General features: G+C 44.4%; 21 protein-coding genes. 18 read left to right on the top strand and 3 right to left on the bottom strand.

Translation table 11 applies throughout. From position 1 onward, the window contains the following. Positions 1–12: 12 nt before the first annotated feature. From hflX to ACIFO6_RS21620, 9 genes are all read left to right on the top strand, one after another. Complete coding sequence (gene hflX, locus ACIFO6_RS21580; protein ID WP_430043749.1) at positions 13–1,299, top strand: GTPase HflX; 1,287 nt, start codon at positions 13–15, stop codon at positions 1,297–1,299. A 114-nt stretch (positions 1,300–1,413) separates the two neighbouring features. Beyond that, positions 1,414–2,667, top strand: coding sequence for an aminotransferase class I/II-fold pyridoxal phosphate-dependent enzyme (locus tag ACIFO6_RS21585; RefSeq protein WP_430043751.1), 1,254 nt, complete (start codon positions 1,414–1,416; stop codon positions 2,665–2,667). 83 nt (positions 2,668–2,750) lie between these two features. Then, positions 2,751–3,164 (top strand): MerR family transcriptional regulator, encoded by a 414-nt coding sequence (locus ACIFO6_RS21590; protein ID WP_007430683.1) that lies wholly within the window; start codon positions 2,751–2,753, stop codon positions 3,162–3,164. Between the two features lie 115 nt (positions 3,165–3,279). After that, positions 3,280–4,608, top strand: a complete 1,329-nt coding sequence (glnA, locus tag ACIFO6_RS21595; protein ID WP_430043752.1) for a type I glutamate--ammonia ligase — start codon at positions 3,280–3,282, stop codon at positions 4,606–4,608. A gap of 534 nt (positions 4,609–5,142) precedes the next feature. Further along, positions 5,143–5,775, top strand: a complete 633-nt coding sequence (locus ACIFO6_RS21600; protein ID WP_430043754.1) for a hypothetical protein — start codon at positions 5,143–5,145, stop codon at positions 5,773–5,775. Continuing rightward, positions 5,753–6,289 (top strand): accessory gene regulator ArgB-like protein, encoded by a 537-nt coding sequence (locus ACIFO6_RS21605; protein WP_430043756.1) that lies wholly within the window; start codon positions 5,753–5,755, stop codon positions 6,287–6,289. Before ACIFO6_RS21600 ends, ACIFO6_RS21605 begins: the two co-directional genes overlap by 23 nt. Next, positions 6,286–6,432 carry a cyclic lactone autoinducer peptide gene (locus tag ACIFO6_RS21610; RefSeq protein ID WP_014281452.1) on the top strand — a complete coding sequence of 49 codons (147 nt, stop codon included), beginning with the start codon at positions 6,286–6,288 and terminating at the stop codon, positions 6,430–6,432. The genes ACIFO6_RS21605 and ACIFO6_RS21610 overlap by 4 nt, the downstream gene beginning before the upstream one ends. A 56-nt stretch (positions 6,433–6,488) precedes the next feature. Next, positions 6,489–6,848, top strand: a complete 360-nt coding sequence (locus tag ACIFO6_RS21615) for a LytTR family transcriptional regulator DNA-binding domain-containing protein (protein WP_430043826.1) — start codon at positions 6,489–6,491, stop codon at positions 6,846–6,848. 135 nt (positions 6,849–6,983) lie between these two features. Then, positions 6,984–7,154, top strand: coding sequence for a hypothetical protein (locus ACIFO6_RS21620; protein ID WP_430043758.1), 171 nt, complete (start codon positions 6,984–6,986; stop codon positions 7,152–7,154). A 151-nt stretch (positions 7,155–7,305) separates the two neighbouring features. Here the strand turns inward: ACIFO6_RS21620 and ACIFO6_RS21625 are convergent, their stop codons facing one another. Further along, entirely contained in the window at positions 7,306–7,476 is a 171-nt protein-coding gene (locus ACIFO6_RS21625; RefSeq protein ID WP_430043760.1) for a hypothetical protein, read from the bottom strand. A 394-nt stretch (positions 7,477–7,870) separates the two neighbouring features. Continuing rightward, positions 7,871–8,497, bottom strand: coding sequence for a transcriptional repressor LexA (gene lexA / locus ACIFO6_RS21630; protein WP_013310545.1), 627 nt, complete (start codon positions 8,495–8,497; stop codon positions 7,871–7,873). 190 nt (positions 8,498–8,687) lie between these two features. Here lexA and ACIFO6_RS21635 point away from each other — a divergent pair, with 190 nt between their 5' ends. The 4 genes from ACIFO6_RS21635 to ACIFO6_RS21650 all read left to right on the top strand — a co-directional run bounded on the left by ACIFO6_RS21635 (position 8,688) and on the right by ACIFO6_RS21650 (position 11,000). Continuing rightward, on the top strand, positions 8,688–9,056 hold the full coding sequence (locus tag ACIFO6_RS21635) for a LysM peptidoglycan-binding domain-containing protein (RefSeq protein WP_430043828.1): 369 nt from the start codon (positions 8,688–8,690) through the stop codon (positions 9,054–9,056). Positions 9,057–9,167: 111 nt separating this feature from the next. Continuing rightward, positions 9,168–9,374, top strand: a complete 207-nt coding sequence (locus ACIFO6_RS21640) for a DUF896 domain-containing protein (protein ID WP_044648282.1) — start codon at positions 9,168–9,170, stop codon at positions 9,372–9,374. A gap of 128 nt (positions 9,375–9,502) precedes the next feature. Beyond that, complete coding sequence (locus ACIFO6_RS21645; RefSeq protein WP_430043762.1) at positions 9,503–10,012, top strand: hypothetical protein; 510 nt, start codon at positions 9,503–9,505, stop codon at positions 10,010–10,012. 193 nt (positions 10,013–10,205) lie between these two features. Continuing rightward, on the top strand, positions 10,206–11,000 hold the full coding sequence (locus tag ACIFO6_RS21650; protein WP_430043765.1) for an HAD family hydrolase: 795 nt from the start codon (positions 10,206–10,208) through the stop codon (positions 10,998–11,000). 110 nt (positions 11,001–11,110) lie between these two features. Here the strand turns inward: ACIFO6_RS21650 and ACIFO6_RS21655 are convergent, their stop codons facing one another. After that, on the bottom strand, positions 11,111–11,653 hold the full coding sequence (locus tag ACIFO6_RS21655) for a cupin domain-containing protein (protein ID WP_430043767.1): 543 nt from the start codon (positions 11,651–11,653) through the stop codon (positions 11,111–11,113). 294 nt (positions 11,654–11,947) lie between these two features. Between ACIFO6_RS21655 and metH the strand changes: the two genes are divergently transcribed. The 5 genes from metH to ACIFO6_RS21680 all read left to right on the top strand — a co-directional run bounded on the left by metH (position 11,948) and on the right by ACIFO6_RS21680 (position 19,473). Next, a complete protein-coding gene (gene metH, locus ACIFO6_RS21660) occupies positions 11,948–15,388 on the top strand; it encodes a methionine synthase (RefSeq protein WP_430043769.1) in 3,441 nt (1,146 codons plus the stop codon). Positions 15,389–15,467: 79 nt separating this feature from the next. Beyond that, positions 15,468–16,400, top strand: coding sequence for a ribonuclease Z (gene rnz / locus ACIFO6_RS21665; protein WP_430043771.1), 933 nt, complete (start codon positions 15,468–15,470; stop codon positions 16,398–16,400). Positions 16,401–16,906: 506 nt separating this feature from the next. Continuing rightward, positions 16,907–17,713 carry a TIGR01457 family HAD-type hydrolase gene (locus ACIFO6_RS21670; RefSeq protein WP_430043774.1) on the top strand — a complete coding sequence of 269 codons (807 nt, stop codon included), beginning with the start codon at positions 16,907–16,909 and terminating at the stop codon, positions 17,711–17,713. A 73-nt stretch (positions 17,714–17,786) separates the two neighbouring features. After that, a complete protein-coding gene (locus ACIFO6_RS21675) occupies positions 17,787–18,605 on the top strand; it encodes an Fpg/Nei family DNA glycosylase (RefSeq protein WP_430043776.1) in 819 nt (272 codons plus the stop codon). After that, positions 18,595–19,473, top strand: a complete 879-nt coding sequence (locus ACIFO6_RS21680) for a deoxyribonuclease IV (protein ID WP_430043831.1) — start codon at positions 18,595–18,597, stop codon at positions 19,471–19,473. Before ACIFO6_RS21675 ends, ACIFO6_RS21680 begins: the two co-directional genes overlap by 11 nt. The last annotated feature ends 17 nt before the right edge of the window (positions 19,474–19,490 follow it).

The following is a 19,490-nucleotide window of genomic DNA, read 5'->3' on the forward strand; positions in this document are numbered from 1 at the left end:
GGAGCAAACAATATGGCGAACTCCACTTATGATACACAAACCGAAATGCAGGATAAAGCGGTACTTGTCAGTCTGATTACGGATGAAGTCAAACGTTCTGGGATTAATACAGAATACTCTCTGAATGAACTCGTGAAGCTGGCCGAGACCGCTGGTGTTGAAGTGCTTAGTGTTTTGACCCAGAACAAGGAAGCAAAGGATTCCAAATGGTTTATCGGTAAAGGTAAGGTAGAGGAACTGCGTGCGGCAGCCGAGGAATTGGGTGCGAATACGGCTATTTTTGATCAGGAGCTTTCGGGGGCTCAGGTGCGAAATCTGGAAGAAAGTCTGGATCTCAAAATTATCGACCGTACGCAGCTTATTCTGGATATTTTTGCTCAGCGTGCGAAAACACGGGAGGGCATTATTCAGGTTGAACTGGCGCAGCTGTCCTATTTGTTGCCCCGCTTGTCTGGACACGGCAAAAATCTGTCACGACTTGGTGGCGGTATTGGAACACGTGGTCCCGGTGAAAGCAAGCTGGAGACAGATCGTCGTCACATCCGTGATCGTATCAGCGATTTAAAACGTCAGTTGGAGGAAGTGACCCGTCATCGGTATTTACATAGAGAGCGCAGACAAAAGAGTGGTATTGTGCAGGTAGCGCTTGTTGGCTATACCAATGCGGGGAAATCGACGCTGCTAAAGCAATTGACGGCGGCTGATGTATATATTGAGAACCAACTGTTTGCGACGCTGGACCCTACCTCCAGAACGATGGAACTGCCGAGCGGCAAAGAGATTATTCTTACGGATACCGTTGGTTTTATTCAAAATCTGCCTCATGATTTGGTTGCTTCTTTCCGTGCTACTCTGGAGGAAGCTAATGAGGCTCATCTTATTTTGCATGTGGTAGACGCTTCTTCGGATATGCGTGACGAACAGATGAAGGTCGTGGAAACGATTTTGGAGCAACTGGGAGCGGCGGACAAGCCGCAGATCGTATTGTTTAATAAAAAAGATGCTTGTACTCCTGACCAACTGGAAATGCTTCCTTCCGGCGAGGGATATTTGAAAATCAGTTCATTTGACGAAAGTGATCTGCTGCGTCTTCGTGAGCTGATTCAGGAGCATCTGAGCGGAGATACGCTGAGATTCCGTATTCCGGCGGAACGTGGGGACTTGACATCGGTGCTTTACCGGATTGGGGATGTACTTCTGACCGAGTATGATGGTAATGATGTCATTTATGAGGTAGAAGTTCAGCGAGGCGAGTATGAAAAATATGGTCATGTCCTCAAGGACTTCACAGAAGGATAACTTCTGATGACGTTTTTAGGTCAATTCAATGATAAATGCACACCATTCCGAGGGAAAGATGTTATAACAACAATAGCCTAAGGCTGCGTAAAGAGAGAGGGTCACGAAGGTAAAATGGTAGTTTTTAGTCCGGAAATCCAACAAATACAAGAAACAGCAGAACGCAAAATACAGGAACGGCTACAGCGCATAGATCATATTGTAGATGCAAATCAGTGGAAGGTTATTCAGGCATTCCAGCGGAAGCAAGTGAGCGATTTTCATTTTGCCGGCTCTACGGGATATGCGTACAATGACCGAGGGCGTGAGGTACTGGAGGAGGTCTATGCCGATGTGTTCGGTGCGGAGGCGGCATTGGTCCGCCCGCATTTTGCCTCGGGAACTCATACGATTTCCACTGCTTTATTCGGCGTTCTACGTCCAGGTGATGAGCTGTTGTATATTACGGGGCAACCGTATGATACGCTTCACAAAGTGATCGGCAAGCCCGGCGATGGGACCGGGTCATTGCAGGATTTTGGCATTACTTATGGAGAAACAGCGCTGACAGCAGAAGGTAAGGTAGATTGGAAAGCAGTGGAGGCTACAATCCATGCCAATACGAAGGTGATCGGCATCCAGCGTTCACGCGGCTATGATTGGAGAGCTTCCTTTAGTGTGGCAGATATCGAGGAAATGACAGCCCGTGTAAAGGCGATTAAACCTGACGTTATTGTCTTTGTGGACAATTGTTATGGTGAATTTACCGAAAAGCTGGAGCCTACGCAGGTCGGTGTCGATTTGATGGCAGGTTCACTGATTAAAAATCCCGGCGGCGGCATTGCCGAAACGGGAGGATATATTTGCGGTAAACAGGAGTATGTTGAGCTGGCAGCCTACCGCTTAACTGCGCCTGGAATCGGTGGTGAAGTAGGGGCCATGTTAGGTACCACGAGAGGTATCTTTCAGGGCTTATTTCTTGCTCCAACACTGGTTGGGCAAGCGGTTAAAGGAAGTATATTCGCAGCTGCGGTCTTTGAAGACATGGGATTTGAAACGAAACCTGCCTGGCATGAGGAACGCACCGATTTGATTCAGGCCATTTCTTTTAACGGACCGGAGCATTTAATTGCTTTTGTCCAAGGAATTCAGCGTGCTGCCGCTGTGGATAGTCATGTGGTACCGGAGCCGTGGGATATGCCGGGCTACGAGCATCCGGTTATTATGGCTGCAGGCACTTTTATACAAGGAGGAAGTCTGGAATTATCTGCAGATGCTCCGATTCGTGAACCCTATATTGGTTACATGCAAGGGGGGTTAACCTACTCTCATGTGAAATATGGAGTGCTGATGGCCCTACAAACCATGAAAGATCGTAAATTATTGTGAGTTTTTCTAACATGTCATTGACACTTTGCATCAGCTAAATGTACAATAAGGTGAATAATAGATCACTGGAAGGTTGATGACAAATGGGCGACGAAATTCGCAGAAACATGGCCTTATTTCCAATAGGTATTGTCATGAAGCTAACGGACTTGTCAGCACGTCAGATTCGTTATTATGAACAACATAACTTGATAGTTCCTGCCCGCACGTCGGGTAACCAACGTCTTTTTTCCTTTAATGATGTAGAGCGTTTGCTTGAAATCAAGGCGTTGATTGAGAAGGGTGTTAACATTGCGGGAATTAAACAAGTCATGAATCCGGTCACCAAGGAATCGGAAGAAGCAACAGTTATTACTGCAGATACGGAAGTTAAACGTCGTGAAATGTCCGATACCCAGCTTCACCGCTTGCTGAAACAACAGCTTGTGGCAGGTAAAAGACCGGGACAGGTATCCCTGATCCAAGGTGAATTATCACGTTTTTTCAATAAGAGATAATATATTGCCTGCATTTTGGCATACTACCGCTTTACTTGCAGACCAGGCCTCATTATTTAAAAGGATTATGGAACAGCTGATTTGTAATACTCGTTACAGAAAGGGAGAGGTTAGTGTGAGTTATACCAGAGAAGATATTCTTCGGATTGCCAAAGAAGAAAATGTTCGTTTTATTCGTTTGCAGTTTACAGATTTGCTTGGTACGATCAAGAACGTAGAAATTCCGGTTAGTCAACTGCCAAAAGCGCTGGATAACAAAATGATGTTTGACGGTTCTTCCATTGAAGGTTATGTGCGCATTGAAGAATCTGACATGTACTTATACCCTGATCTGGATACATGGGTAGTTTTCCCTTGGGTAACCTCGGATCGTGTAGCTCGTCTGATCTGCGATATTTATAAGCCGGACGGAGTTCCATTTGCCGGCGACCCGCGCGGTATCTTGAAACGTGTACTCAAGGAAGCAGAAGAAATGGGTTATACTTCGATGAATGTCGGACCGGAGCCTGAATTCTTTCTGTTCAAAACCGATGAAAAAGGCGAACCGACTACAGAATTGAATGACCAAGGTGGATATTTTGACTTGGCACCGATGGATCTGGGTGAAAACTGCCGTCGGGAAATTGTTCTTAAGCTTGAAGAGATGGGCTTTGAAATTGAAGCGTCCCATCATGAAGTTGCACCTGGACAGCATGAGATTGACTTTAAATATGCGGATGCAGTTAAGGCTGCCGATCAGATCCAAACGTTCAAGCTCGTTGTTAAGACGATTGCACGCCAGCATGGTCTGCACGCCACCTTTATGCCAAAACCTTTGTTTGGCGTGAATGGCTCCGGTATGCACTGTAACCAATCGTTGTTCAAGGACAATGAAAACGTATTTTATGATGAATCAGACGAACTCGGATTGAGCAAGACGGCCCGCCATTATATGGCTGGTATTCTTAAGCACGCACGTGCGATGGCAGCAATCACGAATCCAACGGTGAATTCATATAAACGTCTTGTACCAGGTTATGAAGCTCCTTGTTATGTTGCCTGGTCTGCCAGTAACCGTAGTCCGATGATTCGAATTCCGGCATCTCGTGGCTTGAGTACCCGCGTCGAAGTTCGTAATCCTGACCCGGCTGCGAATCCTTATTTGGCACTGGCTGTGATGCTGAGAGCCGGTTTGGATGGTATCAAACGTCAAATGGCTCTGCCAACTCCGATTGATCGTAACATCTATGTTATGTCTGAGGAAGAGCGGATTGAAGAAGGGATTCCAAGCCTGCCAGCAGACTTGAAAGAAGCTTTGTCCGAGCTTATTCGAAGCGAAGTTATCTCTGACGCTCTGGGTGACCATGCGCTGGCTTACTTCTATGAGCTTAAGGAAATTGAATGGGATATGTACCGGACCCAAGTGCATCAATGGGAACGTGATCAATATCTGACGCTTTACTAAAATGTGGAATCCCTTGGCGCTCTAAGCGTTGAGGGATTTTTAGTTTGGGGGCAGTGAGTAAAATTATATGGCGGGAAACCGCATTTTTCAATTGGAGGTACTAAAAGAATTGCAAGGAAGAGTTTGCGAGTTGGATCGAAGCCCGTAAGCAAGAACATCGTGTATTAATACTATGTTGTCCTGTCTCTTTTGGCTGATTGTATTTTATGATTTTTTTGATCGTTTGTATCATCCTAAATAATTAAAGAAGAGAACCTGTATGAATTGGAATGAAATTCTAGATACATTTTTCCATGATCCGGGACTTATCAACGAAAAGTGGGAGGAAGATGGTATTTTCCAACTCGTGAAATATGAGTTTTTTTGAAATATGGCTCTTAGAGCAATAAACATATTGTAAGGAAACGTGCGAAAAATATTTACCCAGCATAATACATAAAATATTCCAAATAAACAGGTAATTGTATTTCTATACTGTTATAGCAAATATAGAATTATAGTGTTGGTTACAATGGTGAGAAGGGGATATGTGTTATGTGGGAGCCTATACGGTTCTTGCTTTTTTCTAATGTTGAAACATTTGCGGCGTTTGTTTTAATGCTTACTATTTTCAGAATCCGAGCTTTAGATTTTATCTGGCCTGCATTGTTTATCGGCCTGATCATGAATTTGCAAAGTCTGGTGTTAAGAGAAGAAATGTCGTTGTCTTTTTTTGCTCCGAGTATAAACATTATATTATTCACATTATTGATAACTACTGTTGTAAGGATGCCTATTATTTGGTCAGCTATTATATCCATTACAGGTACGTTTTTGTATACGCTGCTCCAAGCAATAATTATAGTAATGCTCTTTGGTACATTGACATCAGACATGGAGACCTCTCCAGAGGGATCGTTAGCTCAAGCGGTAACCAGTGCATGGGTATTAGCTATATCATGGTTAGTATTTAAATTCAAAATAGGCTTTACAGCAGATTATGAAAGCTTGCGTTTTAGGTGGGAACATGTACTTGTTGTTATTTTAATAATTGGGGTACTAGGCGCTAGTACATTTATGTTCTACGTCAATAATTTTCCTCTGAGTATTTTATTTATAGGTTTGGCATCTGGAATGTTCCTGTACTATGCGCTAAAAACGGAGCGTGATTATTATAAAAAATCTTGATTCTATTGCTCTTGATATTGCAACTCATATCAAAACAGTTGTACCGGATCATCCATCTTCTATTGCGGTTTTAAAACATGGAGTAGCCGTTGTGATTAATACAGTTTCCATCATTTTGTTAACTATTGGTATTTCATTTATTACGGGGAAGGTGCAGGAAACTGTACTGGCAATGATATCTTTTTCTATACTGCGTCAAGTTGTAGGAGGAATACATTTAAAGAGCAATATAGTATGCATTGTTGTCTCTACAGCTTTACTTACTGCCCTGTCCTTTGTGAATTTAAACTATAATTGGATAGTTATTACTTCGATATTAAGTATAATACTTGTCTTAGTTTATGCTCCGTCTAGAATAGACGGGAAGACTCGTATATCTAAACGGCACTACCCATTGTTAAAAATTTGCGGAGTTGCAATAATAACACTTAATTTGTGGCTGGCTTTTCCGGTGGTAGCGGCTAGTTTTTTTGTTCAGAGCTTAACATTAATAGAGAGGAGGTGCGAAAAATGAAAAGTCCTAAATTTAGTAAATTTAAGATTGGCATGTACTACAATGCTGCCATATTACTTACTTCACTTGCAGTTGTATCAGTGAGTACAGCGAGTTTGTCTTGGATTCACAGTCCCGAACCACCTGAAGAACTGTTGAAATAAAGTGGGAGATATATGAAATGCTAAACTTAACCGTCTCAGCTGATGATTCTCGAGGTATGAACAAGGGCGAAAACATACCAGTGGACAAGGTTCTTTTTATATCTAAAGGACGTAAGAGGGATCAGATTCTAGTTCACACATTCGAAAAAACATATTACATGATCGGCACCCTAAAGCATTGGGAAAGCTTTCTAAATAATAATGGGTTCCATTTCTTGAATGTGGATAGAAGTAATACACTGAATGTGGAGAAGGTGAAAATTGTTAATGGCATTTTCAAAGACGCTTACTTTGAATGTGAGATAACAAAAACGTCGAAGAGGTGTCCGATCTCTTATCACCGATTTGGCGAGGTTATAGAGGAAATGGGTTTCATAAATTCGAACATAATCTTCACTGGAGTTGCTACTAGATAGCGGCTCTTTTTTTCAAAACACTCGACTTATTCGAATCATAAGAGACATTCAGCACCCTGATTTTTGTTCAGAATCTAAAGGATAATGATCATACAGTAAAGATAAAGACACAATAGTTCAAGGAGGAGAATAGACATGAAAAAAGCTTTTATTGAATTTTCTCAGGGCTGGGATTTAAAGTGCCACTTATTATTGTACAACTTCCGTTTTACACTAGAATGTGGCACAAAAAAGAGGGAAGAAATCCTTCCCACTTTTCGCTTAAAAACAATCATTATCGTCTGCGTTGTCTATCATTTACACTAAACAGATTAACAGCCAATGCGTTACCTCTAGCACGTGCAATAGCTCTCTGATTTGAACGGATGGATAATCCTCTTCCTCTCACGTGACGTTTGAAATGTCTTTTACACATGATATCACCTCCCTTCACAAGAAATGAAGGTACGGATGAATTTTAGAAGTGTTTATGCTTACGGTTACGTTTGGAAATTTTGATGTTCAATGCATTGGTGGCTAGTGCGTTACCGCTTCTTGTTTCGGCGGATGCGGCCTGAAAGACTTTTACGACCAGAAATTTGTTCTTGCCGATACGATGCTTATACGTTTTGACTCGATTTTTGATCATATGCTTATCTCCTTTGCTAAGGTCTACTTTATTCATATGCCAGTAGCGCTAGCATGTATCGGCATAAATCTATTAAAAGCAAAAAGAAGCTATCACCTATGATTCTAATATTCAGAAACTAATAAAGTATGGAGATACAGAATGTAAAAAAACTTATGCTTACCTGTCTTATCTTTTCCCACTTTATATTGTAGGAGAAAGTTCCAGCAGATTAGCATAAGCAGAATAGTAAAGAATGAAGTTAGTAGGTATAAACCGTCTATCTATGGGCTATCAAAGGAAAAAGAATAGCTGTGAGAAACATTTTGTGTACATAATATCAATACAAAACCGGCTTGCCATGGGCAGCCGGTTTTGTTGTAGCGGAAGAATAACGGGGCTGAAAAATGAAAAATTAGTGGAAGTCCCGGAAGAGTCCTACAACCTTACCCAAAATACTGACGTGCGTCAGACGAAGCGGTTCAAAGGCCGGATTTTCCGGTTGAAGTCGAATATGATCTTTTTCCTTGTAAAAAGTTTTAACAGTAGCCTCGTCCTCGTCTGTCATGGCCACGACAATATCGCCATTATCGGCTGTCTGCTGTTGACGTACGATGACATAATCTCCGTTGGCAATACCAGCTTCAATCATGCTTTCTCCTACAACAGATAACATGAATATTTTATCCTCACCAACAAAATGCTGGGGAAGAGGAAAGTAATCTTCAATATTTTCTGTTGCTGTAATAGGCAGACCAGCTGTAACTTTGCCGACGACCGGAACACGACTAATTGAGTAATTAATCAAGTTGCTGTTATCCGATTCGTCTTGGCCGAGTAACTCGATGGCCCGCGGTTTCGTTGGATCACGACGAATCAGTCCCTTTTTCTCCAGACGATCCAAATGACCGTGAACCGTAGAACTGGAGGCCAATCCAACAGCCTCACCTATTTCGCGTACAGAAGGGGGATAACCCTTTAGACGCACTTCATTGCGGATAAATTCAAGAATGGCCTGCTGGCGGCTTGAAATCTTAGACATACCGTATCAACCCCATTTAGTAACGTTTGGGAAAATTATAGCATAGAACCTCCGTTCGTACAAACGTAAGTTCTAAATAATCCCTAAAAAACAATCGCGAACTTTTGTTCTCTTTTCTATTGAACAAAACAGATGTTCGTGTTATATTGTGAAAAACATAGGAACAAACGTTTGGAGGACGTAGACAATGATGAAATATAGCACATATCAAAGTATTTTTCCAATGAATTTAGAAAAGATGCAAAATGTCCGTAATGAGAGAGAGGCACAGCTTGTACGGCCCATTTCTAATAGTCTTCTGTCCAAACTTCTTATTCTGGTTACCGTTTTCTGGATTGCGGATGCAGGTGTGCTGACGGTATTCGCGGCCCCTTCGGTTTCTAATGAAGAGGTAACCAAACTTATTGTACAACCTGGGGATACATTGTGGCAGATTGCCTCCAATCATAAACCGGAACGAATGGATACAAGGGTATATATAGATGGAATTGTTCGGATTAACGGACTGGAAGATCGGGGAGTGCAGGCAGGCCAGCTTTTAAAGCTTCCGCATTTCTGATCTGTCACGATTGATTAGAGCTTGTCAGAGGACGTAATGAGGGAACCTTGACAAGCTCTTTTCTACATGTCAAAGTGTATTATATCTTTGCTTATATGGAGGGGACAGAATTTGGATATAGACAGCTTGGTACAGCGCATCAATGAATTGGCTCGCAAAGCAAAAGCCGAAGGATTGACTGAAGAGGAAACAACAGAGCGCGCCAATCTTCGGGAAATTTATTTGGATAACATTCGCCGTAATTTCCGGCAGCAACTTGATACGATTGAAATTGTGGACGAAGATACGTCGAAGGGAAATGGTGGGCTGACGCATTAATGTCGCTAAAGCGGCTTAGCCCGCGTAATTTGCTTTTCGTTTTTTTAAGGTATCTATTTTGGTATCTATATAGATTAGGATGGGTGGCAATTGTTTTTAAGCAATATATTTGGGAAGGGAATTGAGAGATGGCCCGATCATTTGAAAGAAAAGTACGCAAAAACACAGCGCATTTGAATAAATCGCGCAAAAAACAAGGCATCCAAACCATTAGTGGTGCCGGTTCTGCAATGGATATTTTCCGTGGACGTAATATTACCGTGCCAATCATGTTGGCTGGACTTGCAGTTCTGTACATGCTCATGAGTTATTTTTTGACTAAGACTGGCATGCGCGGCATGGACTGGCTTGTATTTGGCTTGTATTTGATGCTGGCAGTTATCTTTTTCATACGCCGTCCTTATTTGAAGGTTGGAAAGAGCACGCTGTATATGTTGAAGGGTGGCAGAGAGCGTCCAATGACGACAGAGGATATGAAAGCCATCAAGATTGAAAAGGGTTACGTAACGGTTGAAAGAAAAGGTAAGGGTGGCAACTTTATTTTTACAAAATCACTGGGCCGTTATGATACGGATGCCATTGCAGAGCGGCTTGAGAAGTTTGCGCTATCTAATCAGGTTCAAGTAGACAAAAAATAGCGACTTCTGTTGGTACGAATCGTTTAAATTGTTTGTGGACCTGTAGCCTCTGTAAATAAGGTCGCATGATGTTATTTCATATAACACATTGCGGCCTATTGATTAATATGGGCACATAATAATTGGAATGCTTGTAGGCTCAACATGGGAGAACAAGCGTACATATAAAGTGGAAAGAGAGTGGATAATTCAGATGACGATTCAGGCGGTAATGTTCGATCTTGATGATACACTTCTGTGGGATGAGCGTAGTGTAGAAGAGGCATTTGACGCGACGTGCCAGACAGGTTCCCTGGAAGCAGACGTTGATCCGAAGGCTTTGGAAGAAGCAGTCCGCAAGGAAGCGCGTGCTTTGTATGAGTCTTATGAAACCTTTAGTTTTACTCAATTGATTGGCATTAATCCGTTTGAGGGATTGTGGGCGAATTTTAAGTCAGGAGAGCAGCCTGAGTTCCGGCAATTGGAACAGTTGGCCCCTGCTTATCGAAAGGAATCTTGGCGTAGAGGTCTGCAACAGTTGGGGATAGATAATGAAGAGTTAGCGCAAAAACTGGCAACGCAATTTGCCTTGGAAAGACGCACCCGTCCCCATGTTTATGAAGAAACATTTGAGATTCTGGAGCAATTAAAGGGGAAGTATAAGCTTCTTTTGTTGACAAACGGCTCCCCTGATCTACAGCAGGAAAAGCTGGATGGGGTTCCGCAGCTAGCTCCATTTTTTGATGACGTTGTTATTTCAGGTTCGTTTGGTAAAGGTAAGCCGGACCCGTCTATTTTTCTACATGCTTTGGGGCTTCTCGGTATTGAGCCTGAACATGCTTTAATGGTGGGGGATAAGCTGACGACTGATATTCAAGGCGCTCTGGCGGCAGGTGTGCACTCCGTGTGGGTGAACCGCAACGCCAAAACCAATACTACAGAAATCAAGCCAAAGTTTGAAATTAAGCATCTTTCTGAATTGGATGGAATTATTCAATCGTTTAAGTAAGTGCTTTTCGGATCTTATTATAGTAACAAGCCCAAAAAACTCCCTCCGCTCAGGTATCTCAGAGCAGAGGGAGTTGCTTTATCCACTTTGGATGGATTCGTAATGTAGTATTATGCTTTAATAAACGATGGATCTTCAAACGGTTCGGCAATCCACCCATTTTCTTCGATGAACAAACGTACTGCGACGATCTTCTGATTTTCCATTAAGGTAAAGAAGTGAGGAATATTTTCTGGTACGGAAATAACGTCACCAGGTGAAAGCTCGACATTAAAATATCCGATTTCTTCAGGACCTTTAATGATGAAAATGCCTTTGCCTGCTACAATAGCACGGATTTCATCTTCGGTATGAGTATGAATTTGCTCAAACTTGGCAAGCAGCTCGTCTAAATTCGGCGTTGCTTCGGACAAGGTGATAACGTCCCATATTTTATACCCACGGCGGGCGGCTAAGTCCTTGATTTCGGCTTCAAAAGTGTTTAGAACAGCTACTTTTTGCTCATCTGTCAGGGTGAAATTTTCTTGCAGCACCCCGGATAGCTTGGAATCATCCCAATGCTCGTACAATACCTCTTGACTCTCCAAAAATTCACGGACCTTGTCTTCATCGCTAATTCGTACATTCGTATTGCGTATTAAGATTTCAGCCATAGGTTATCCCTCTTTTCCACTTGGTTTAATGTTGTATACAGAATATCATGTCTTGAATCGTTGTACAATATAGGTTTGAAACATTTTATGTTGCAAATGACGGTTCGTCCTATTCCAATATAAAAGAACACCGACCTAAGTGCGTCTCATTATGCTGCAAACTGTAAAAATGAATATCGAGAGTCGTTTTTGTGCAGAAGAGGCTGTATAAAACGTATGTTTTTACTTCAATCTATCTAAATGATACGGTTTCTGCTAAACTAGGATTTAACGTTTTGCGGGGGTGAAGAGATTTTGGATAAAGTTAGCTTACAGGATGCATTACAACGAAGAATACTCATTCTTGACGGGGCCATGGGCACCATGATCCAGCAAGAGGATCTTTCCCCCGACGATTTTGGCGGGGAAGAGCTGGAGGGCTGCAACGAGATGTTGGTCTTAACCAGACCGGATGTCATTCAAGGGATACATGAAGCATACTTGGAGGCCGGATCAGACCTGATTGAAACGAACACTTTTGGAGCGACATCCGTTGTTTTGGCGGATTACGATATACCGGAGCGCGCCCGTGAAATTAACCTGGTTGCCGCTAAACTGGCGCGTAACGCGGCAGATAAGTATAGTACTGCGGACAAGCCTCGTTTTGTTGTAGGAGCTATGGGACCGACAACGAAAACATTATCCGTGACAGGTGGTGTTACGTTTGCGGAGCTAATTGAGAGCTATGAAGAGCAAGCCTTGGCGCTAATTGAAGGCGGCGTGGATGCCCTGCTTTTGGAGACCTCGCAGGATACGCTTAACGTCAAAGCCGGAAGTATTGGAATTCGGCAGGCTTTTGAGAAGACGGGTATCGAGCTTCCCATAATGATTTCGGGAACGATTGAACCCATGGGAACGACTTTGGCAGGGCAAAATATCGAATCCTTCTGCATTTCGCTGGAACACTTGCACCCGGTGTCGATCGGGCTGAATTGTGCTACAGGACCGGAGTTTATGCGGGATCACATTCGCTCTCTCTCCGATATGTCCTCAGCAGCCATTAGCTGTTATCCGAATGCAGGTTTGCCTGATGAAAACGGTCAATATCATGAATCACCTGATTCATTGGCCCGTAAAATGGCCGCTTTTGCCGAAAAAGGTTGGCTGAATATTGCAGGAGGCTGCTGTGGTACCACGCCTGAGCATATCCGGGTTATGAGTGAACGTATGGCGCAGTTTGAGCCGCGTCCGCTGGAAGGCCATCACCCACCGGCTGTATCGGGTATTGAGCCTGTATATATTGAACAGGAGAATCGTCCCTATATGGTTGGTGAACGAACGAATGTTCTTGGCTCCCGCAAATTTAAGCGTTTGATCGTGGAGGGCAAATATGAAGAGGCATCTGAAATTGCCCGTGCTCAGGTAAAGAGTGGGGCACATGTCATTGATATTTGTGTACAGGACCCGGACCGCGATGAAATGACGGATATGGAAGCCTTTTTGAAGCTGGTTGTGAATAAGGTAAAAGTCCCTCTCGTGATTGATACCACGGATATCGAGGTTATTGATACCGCCTTGCAATATTCGCAAGGGAAGGCGATCATTAACTCCATTAATTTGGAGGATGGCGAAGAGAAATTTGAGAAAATGGCACCTCTTATTCATAAATACGGCGCGGCTGTTGTTGTTGGAACCATTGATGAACGTGGTCAGGCTATTTCTCGTGAGGATAAGCTTGAAGTGGCCAAACGCTCTTATGATCTGCTGGTGAACCGTTACGGTCTGGCACCCGAGGATCTTATTTTTGATACCCTCGTATTTCCCGTGGGAACAGGTGATGAGCAGTACATCGGTTCAGCCAAGGAAACGATTGAGGGGATTCGGATTATTAAAGAGGCACTTCCAGGGGTTCACACCATTCTGGGTATCAGTAACGTGTCCTTTGGCTTACCGGAGGCGGGTCGTGAAGTGCTCAATTCCGTTTATCTATACGAATGTACCAAAGCAGGCTTGGACTATGCGATTGTAAATACGGAGAAGCTCGAACGTTATGCTTCGATACCCGAGCATGAACGGAAGCTCGCCGAAGACCTGATTTATAAAACGAACGACGATACTTTATCCGCTTTTGTAGCTGCTTTCCGTAATAAGAAAGTGGAGAAAAAAGAGAAGGTGTCCAATCTCTCGCTCGAAGAGCGGCTGGCTTCCTATGTAGTAGAGGGTAGTAAGGAGGGCCTGATTCCGGATCTGGAGCAAGCGCTTGCCAAATATTCTTCGCTGGAGATTATTAATGGACCGCTGATGAAGGGGATGGAAGAGGTAGGACGTCTCTTTAACAACAACGAATTGATCGTTGCAGAGGTGCTGCAAAGCGCTGAAGTCATGAAGGCGTCGGTTACTTTCTTGGAACCGTATATGGAAAAAAATGAATCCTCGGTCAAAGGTAAGATTTTGCTGGCTACGGTCAAAGGTGATGTGCATGACATCGGTAAAAACCTGGTGGAGATTATTCTATCCAACAATGGTTACCATATTGTAAATCTGGGTATAAAAGTACCACCAGAACGCATTATTGAGGCTTACCGTGAAGAAAAGGCCGACGCGATTGGCTTATCCGGTTTGCTTGTTAAATCCGCTCAACAAATGGTGTTGACTGCACAGGATTTGAAAAATGCGAATATTGATATCCCGATTATGGTTGGCGGAGCTGCTTTGACGCGTAAGTTTACGAAAAACCGTATCCGTCCCGAGTATGACGGCATGGTTGTCTATGCGAAGGATGCAATGGATGGTTTGGACATAGCTAACAAGCTGATGAATCCTGAGTCCCGCAAGAAAATGGCTGAGGAAATGGAAGCTGAACGGGAAGCGGAAGCCGCAACGGTTGTGGAAGCCAAGCCGTTGCCTAAACTTACCCGGGCTGTTCGCTCTAAAATCGCTCAGGATTTGCCCGTCTATATTCCGCCAGATACGGACCGTCATGTACTGCGTAACTATCCGCTCAATTATATTTTGCCTTATGTGAATATGCAGATGCTGATGGGGCACCATCTTGGATTAAAAGGAAATGTAGAGCAATTGCTGGCTTCGGGGAATCCGAAAGCGACTCAGTTGAAGGAAACCGTAGATAGCATCATGTTTGAAGCCGTTACGGATGGAATTATTCAGGCACATGCTGTATACCGTTTCTTCCCGGCGCAGTCACAGGGAGATCAGATTTTGGTTTATGATCCATCAGATGTGAGCAAGGTACTGCACACATTTACGTTTCCGCGTCAACAAGTAGAGCCTTATTTATGTCTGGCTGACTACTTGAAATCGGTGGAATTCGGAGTTATGGATTATGTAGGTTTTATGGTCGTTACGGCGGGTCATGGTATTCAGCAGCTTTCCACGCAATGGAAAGAAAAAGGGGATTATTTACGCTCTCATGCACTTCAGTCGGTAGCGCTGGAAGTGGCAGAAGGACTCGCCGAGCGACTTCATCATATTATAAGGGACAGCTGGGGTTTCCCGGACTCGGCAGACATGACGATGAAACAGCGGCATGGGGCTAGATATCAGGGCATACGGGTATCTTTTGGCTATCCGGCATGTCCTGATCTGGAGGATCAGGGGCCATTGTTCCAACTGTTGAAACCTGAGGATATTGGCGTTGAGCTGACGGAAGGGTTTATGATGGAACCGGAGGCTTCTGTATCAGCCATGGTGTTCAGTCACCCTCAGGCGCAGTATTTTAACGTCGAAAAGGTATAACACCTTTATCAGATGGGATAGCAAAGACCCTCCGAGCTTCGGAGGTTTTTTGCTGGTCAACAGGAAGAAGGTTAAAGTCATGGAATTTTATTTTCTTGGCACGAATGCAGGTGTGCCTACGATCCAGCGAAACGTGACGTCCATCGCACTCCGTTTGCTGGAGGAACGAAGAAGCATGTGGTTGTTTGATTGCGGCGAAGGAACTCAGCAGGAGATACTGCGTTCGCCGCTTAAGCTAAGCAGGCTTGAAAAAATATTCATTACCCATTTGCATGGAGATCATCTCTTTGGTCTGCCGGGCCTGCTGTCGAGCAGGGCGTATCAGGGAGGTACGACACCGTTAACTGTATATGGGCCGCCTGGCCTCAAGCAGTACATCGAATTATCTCTGGGCATCAGCCAATCCCGTATCAACTACCAACTACATATTGTGGAGCATACGGGGGGGCAGTTGTTTGATGACGGGCAATTCCGTGTGGAGTCGGCTCTGCTGGATCATCGTATTGACAGCTACGGTTATCGTATTGTAGAGATGGATAAGCCCGGCAAGCTCAATCAGGAACTGCTGGAGCGATACGGAATCAAGCCCGGCCCGGTGTATGGTAAGCTGAAACGTGGAGAAAGCGTAGAGGTGGAGGGTGGAGTCATGCTTCATCCCCAGGATGTATTGGGTGCACCGAAAAAGGGACGTATCATCACCATTCTCGGTGACACTCGACCTTGCCTGAATACCGTAGTACTAGCTCAGGATGCAACGGTTGTCGTTCATGAAGCCACTTTTCTGCATGAGCTGGCAGATACGGCGTATGAATATCATCATAGTACAGCGCTCCAGGCAGCGGAAGCAGCAAAAGCGGCAGGTGCGGGTCAGTTGATCATGACACATTTTAGTTCCAGATATAAAGATCAGGAGCAGCTCCAGCCTTTGCTGGAGGAAGCACGGATTGCATTCCCTAATTCATTGCTGGCGGAGCAGCATGTATTGTTACCAGTGCCCGATATTGGTTCATAAACGGTAGTTATAGAAGATAGACGTGTATGGGTGCCGGGGCTTGCTCCGGCGCCCTTGTTTTTCCTGTGAAATTATTTTCCGGGAAAGCGCAGGATGCGACAAGAGATGAGGACGACATATGGGTGAGACCGAATGAATATGTAATACCACATATGGAGACATGTCATATTTGGTTTTCTATATATCGAATTTTAAGGGGTTTGTATTTTGAGCAGGCTCAGGAAATACAGGAGATTTCCTTAGAAGACTAGGCATCTTCGATGGATTTCGACGGAGATGCAGCTTATTCCCTGGGAAAGCGACGGCTTTTAGCGAGGAATGGCACTATTTTGCACCGTTTACCAGCAATTCATGGACTTCATATGTATTTTTGACTTAAGATAGATAAAGTGAAATGGGGAGGCCGACTTATTTTATGACCTGAATGATTAAGGTGGTTAAATGAGAAGGTGAACATCATTCATGGGATGAATTATAATTTCAATGTTATGATGAATTGATTTGAAGTGCGGGAGGGAATTACGATAAAATCGTTACTGATTGATCTGGATGGAACATTGTATCATGGGGAACGGATGATCAAGGGTGCGGATCTGCTCATATCCCAATTGCGCACGAACCAGATACCTTACGCTTATGTTACGAACAATGCTTCACGCACACCCGAGTCGGTGGCGGAGCATTTGGTCGGTATGGGAATTGATGCAGTTAGCAATGAAGTATGTACTTCGGCGCTGGCGGCTGCACAATATGTTGCACAGCAAAGCCCTGGAGCACGTGTATATTGTATTGGTGAAACGGGATTACGTCAGGCTCTTACGGATGCCGGATTGCAGCTTGTGGAGGATCACCCTGATTATGTGGTGCAGGGGATAGATCGCCAATTTACATATGATAAGCTGGTTGCTGCTATGCGATGGATTCGGGAAGGAGCCACTTATATTTTGACAAACCCTGATCTTCAATTACCTTCACAAGATGGACTCATGCCGGGGGCAGGAACGATTGGAGCTGCGATTGAGGCGGCATCACAGGTAAAGCCCGTCGTCATCGGCAAGCCTTCAAGCGTGTTAATGAGCTATGCGCTGGATCGCTTGAACATTAGAGCGGATGAAGCTCTGGTTGTGGGCGATAATATGCTTACCGATATTGCGGCAGGTGCGGCGGCAGGTTGCAAAACAGCTCTCATACTATCGGGTGTTTCGACCCGCGCTAATATGGACGGACATATGCGTGCCGTTGGAGTAAAACCTGACCTGATATTTGACAATCTGGATGAATTGCAGGATTGGCTCCGGGAAGAGTTTAAGTAATAGTAAATATACATTTTAAAAAAATCTGCAAGAATCAAAAGTGATTTGCAGCTACGAAAGGAAAGATGTTGACATGCCGGAACTTCCTGAGATGGAGAACTACAGAACGCTATTGTCAAAACAAATTTTGGACATTCCGATTACCGGAGTGACGGTTAACCGTGTGAAATCCATTAATACCGAAGTGGAAACGTTTGAGAAGCAATTGCTGGGAACTACCGTTGTATATATGGAGCGTCGAGGCAAGCACTTGATTTTTCATCTGAACACGGGTGGGCGGCTCGTGCTGCATCTGATGCTGGGAGGACTGTTGTATCTGGGAACGGAGGAGCAGCGTCCTGATCGCACGGTTCAAATTGAACTGGATTTTAGTGGAGTAAAGCTTTATTTTATCGGGCTGCGCTTGGGTTACCTGCACCTGCTGACGGCTAAAGAAACAGAAGAGGCGATGTCTGAACTCGGACCTGACCCGCTGGATCGTCGTATGACATTAGAAAAGTTTACAGCATGTCTAAAGGGACGTCGGGGTATTTTGAAAACAACGCTGGTGAATCAGCATGTTTTTTCCGGTATTGGAAATTGTTATTCGGACGAAATTGCTTATATTGCCGGATTTACACCAGGTTCCAAAGTACAGAGCATCGTACAGTCACCGGAAAAAGTGGAAAAGCTGTATCATGCTACGCAATCCGTGCTTCGTGAAGCTACTGCGGAAGGCGGTTATATGGATATGCCTCTGATGGAGGGGGATACGCTAACGGGCGGCTTTGATCATCAGTGCCGGGTGTATGACCGTGAAGGAGAAGAATCTCCAAGTGGCGGGAAAATTGTGCGGGTTGAGCTGGCGGGAAAAAAAGCATTTTATTGCCCGGTACAGCAGCATGATGCCTAAACTGCTGATCGGCTCTCATGTTAGTACGCGAGGTGGTTTTTCCAAAGCCGCTGTACGTGCACGAGAGCAGGGTGGACGTTCTTTTCAATATTTTCCGAAAAATCCACGTAGTCTTAGAGTGAAGGAATGGAATGCTGCTGATGCGGCTGTCTGCAAAGCTTACTGTGTAAAGCATGAAATCCAATCTATTGGCCACTCCCCATATCCCGTTAATCCAGCTCACGGGCGCGAACGCGGACAGGAGCTTTATGAGCTGACAGTTGCTTCATTGCGAAACGATCTGGATATCGCTGAAGCCTGTGGCTCAAAGGGGATTGTCGTTCATTTTGGGCATACCCATGCGTCTGAACCGCTGGAGGGTTATCGAAATATCATTGTTTGTCTTGATGATGTGCTGGAAGGATGGCAGGGAAAGGCTAGAATACTGATTGAAAATCAGGCAGGGGATCACGGTCTGATGGGAACCACGTTGGAGGAAATGGTACAAATTCGCCAGTTGTGTCAATATCCTGATAGCATCGGCTTTTGTCTGGATACCTGTCATGCGTATGCGGCAGGATTGTGGAACGGTGGACGTGATGAGGCGTTGATCGAAAAAGGGGATCGTCTGGGCTATTGGCCAGCCCTGTGTGGAGTTCATTTGAACGATTCCAAATACCCGTATGGCTCTAAAAAAGACAGACATGCGCGTGTCGGGCAGGGTTGTATTGGTCTGGAGGGCATGTGTTGGATGACGGAACAGGAGCCAGTAAGGGGCATTCCTGTCGTTTTGGAAAGCGAAACGGGACCTGATGGGACACATCGCGAAGATATTCAAATGATCCAAAGCTGGCAGTTAAACGGTCTGAAGGATGATCTTCATCTTTGAGGCTTAAGAAGCTTGCA

The sequence above is a fragment of the Paenibacillus sp. NRS-1781 genome (assembly GCF_050467745.1).
GTDB lineage: Bacteria > Bacillota > Bacilli > Paenibacillales > Paenibacillaceae > Paenibacillus > Paenibacillus terrae_A.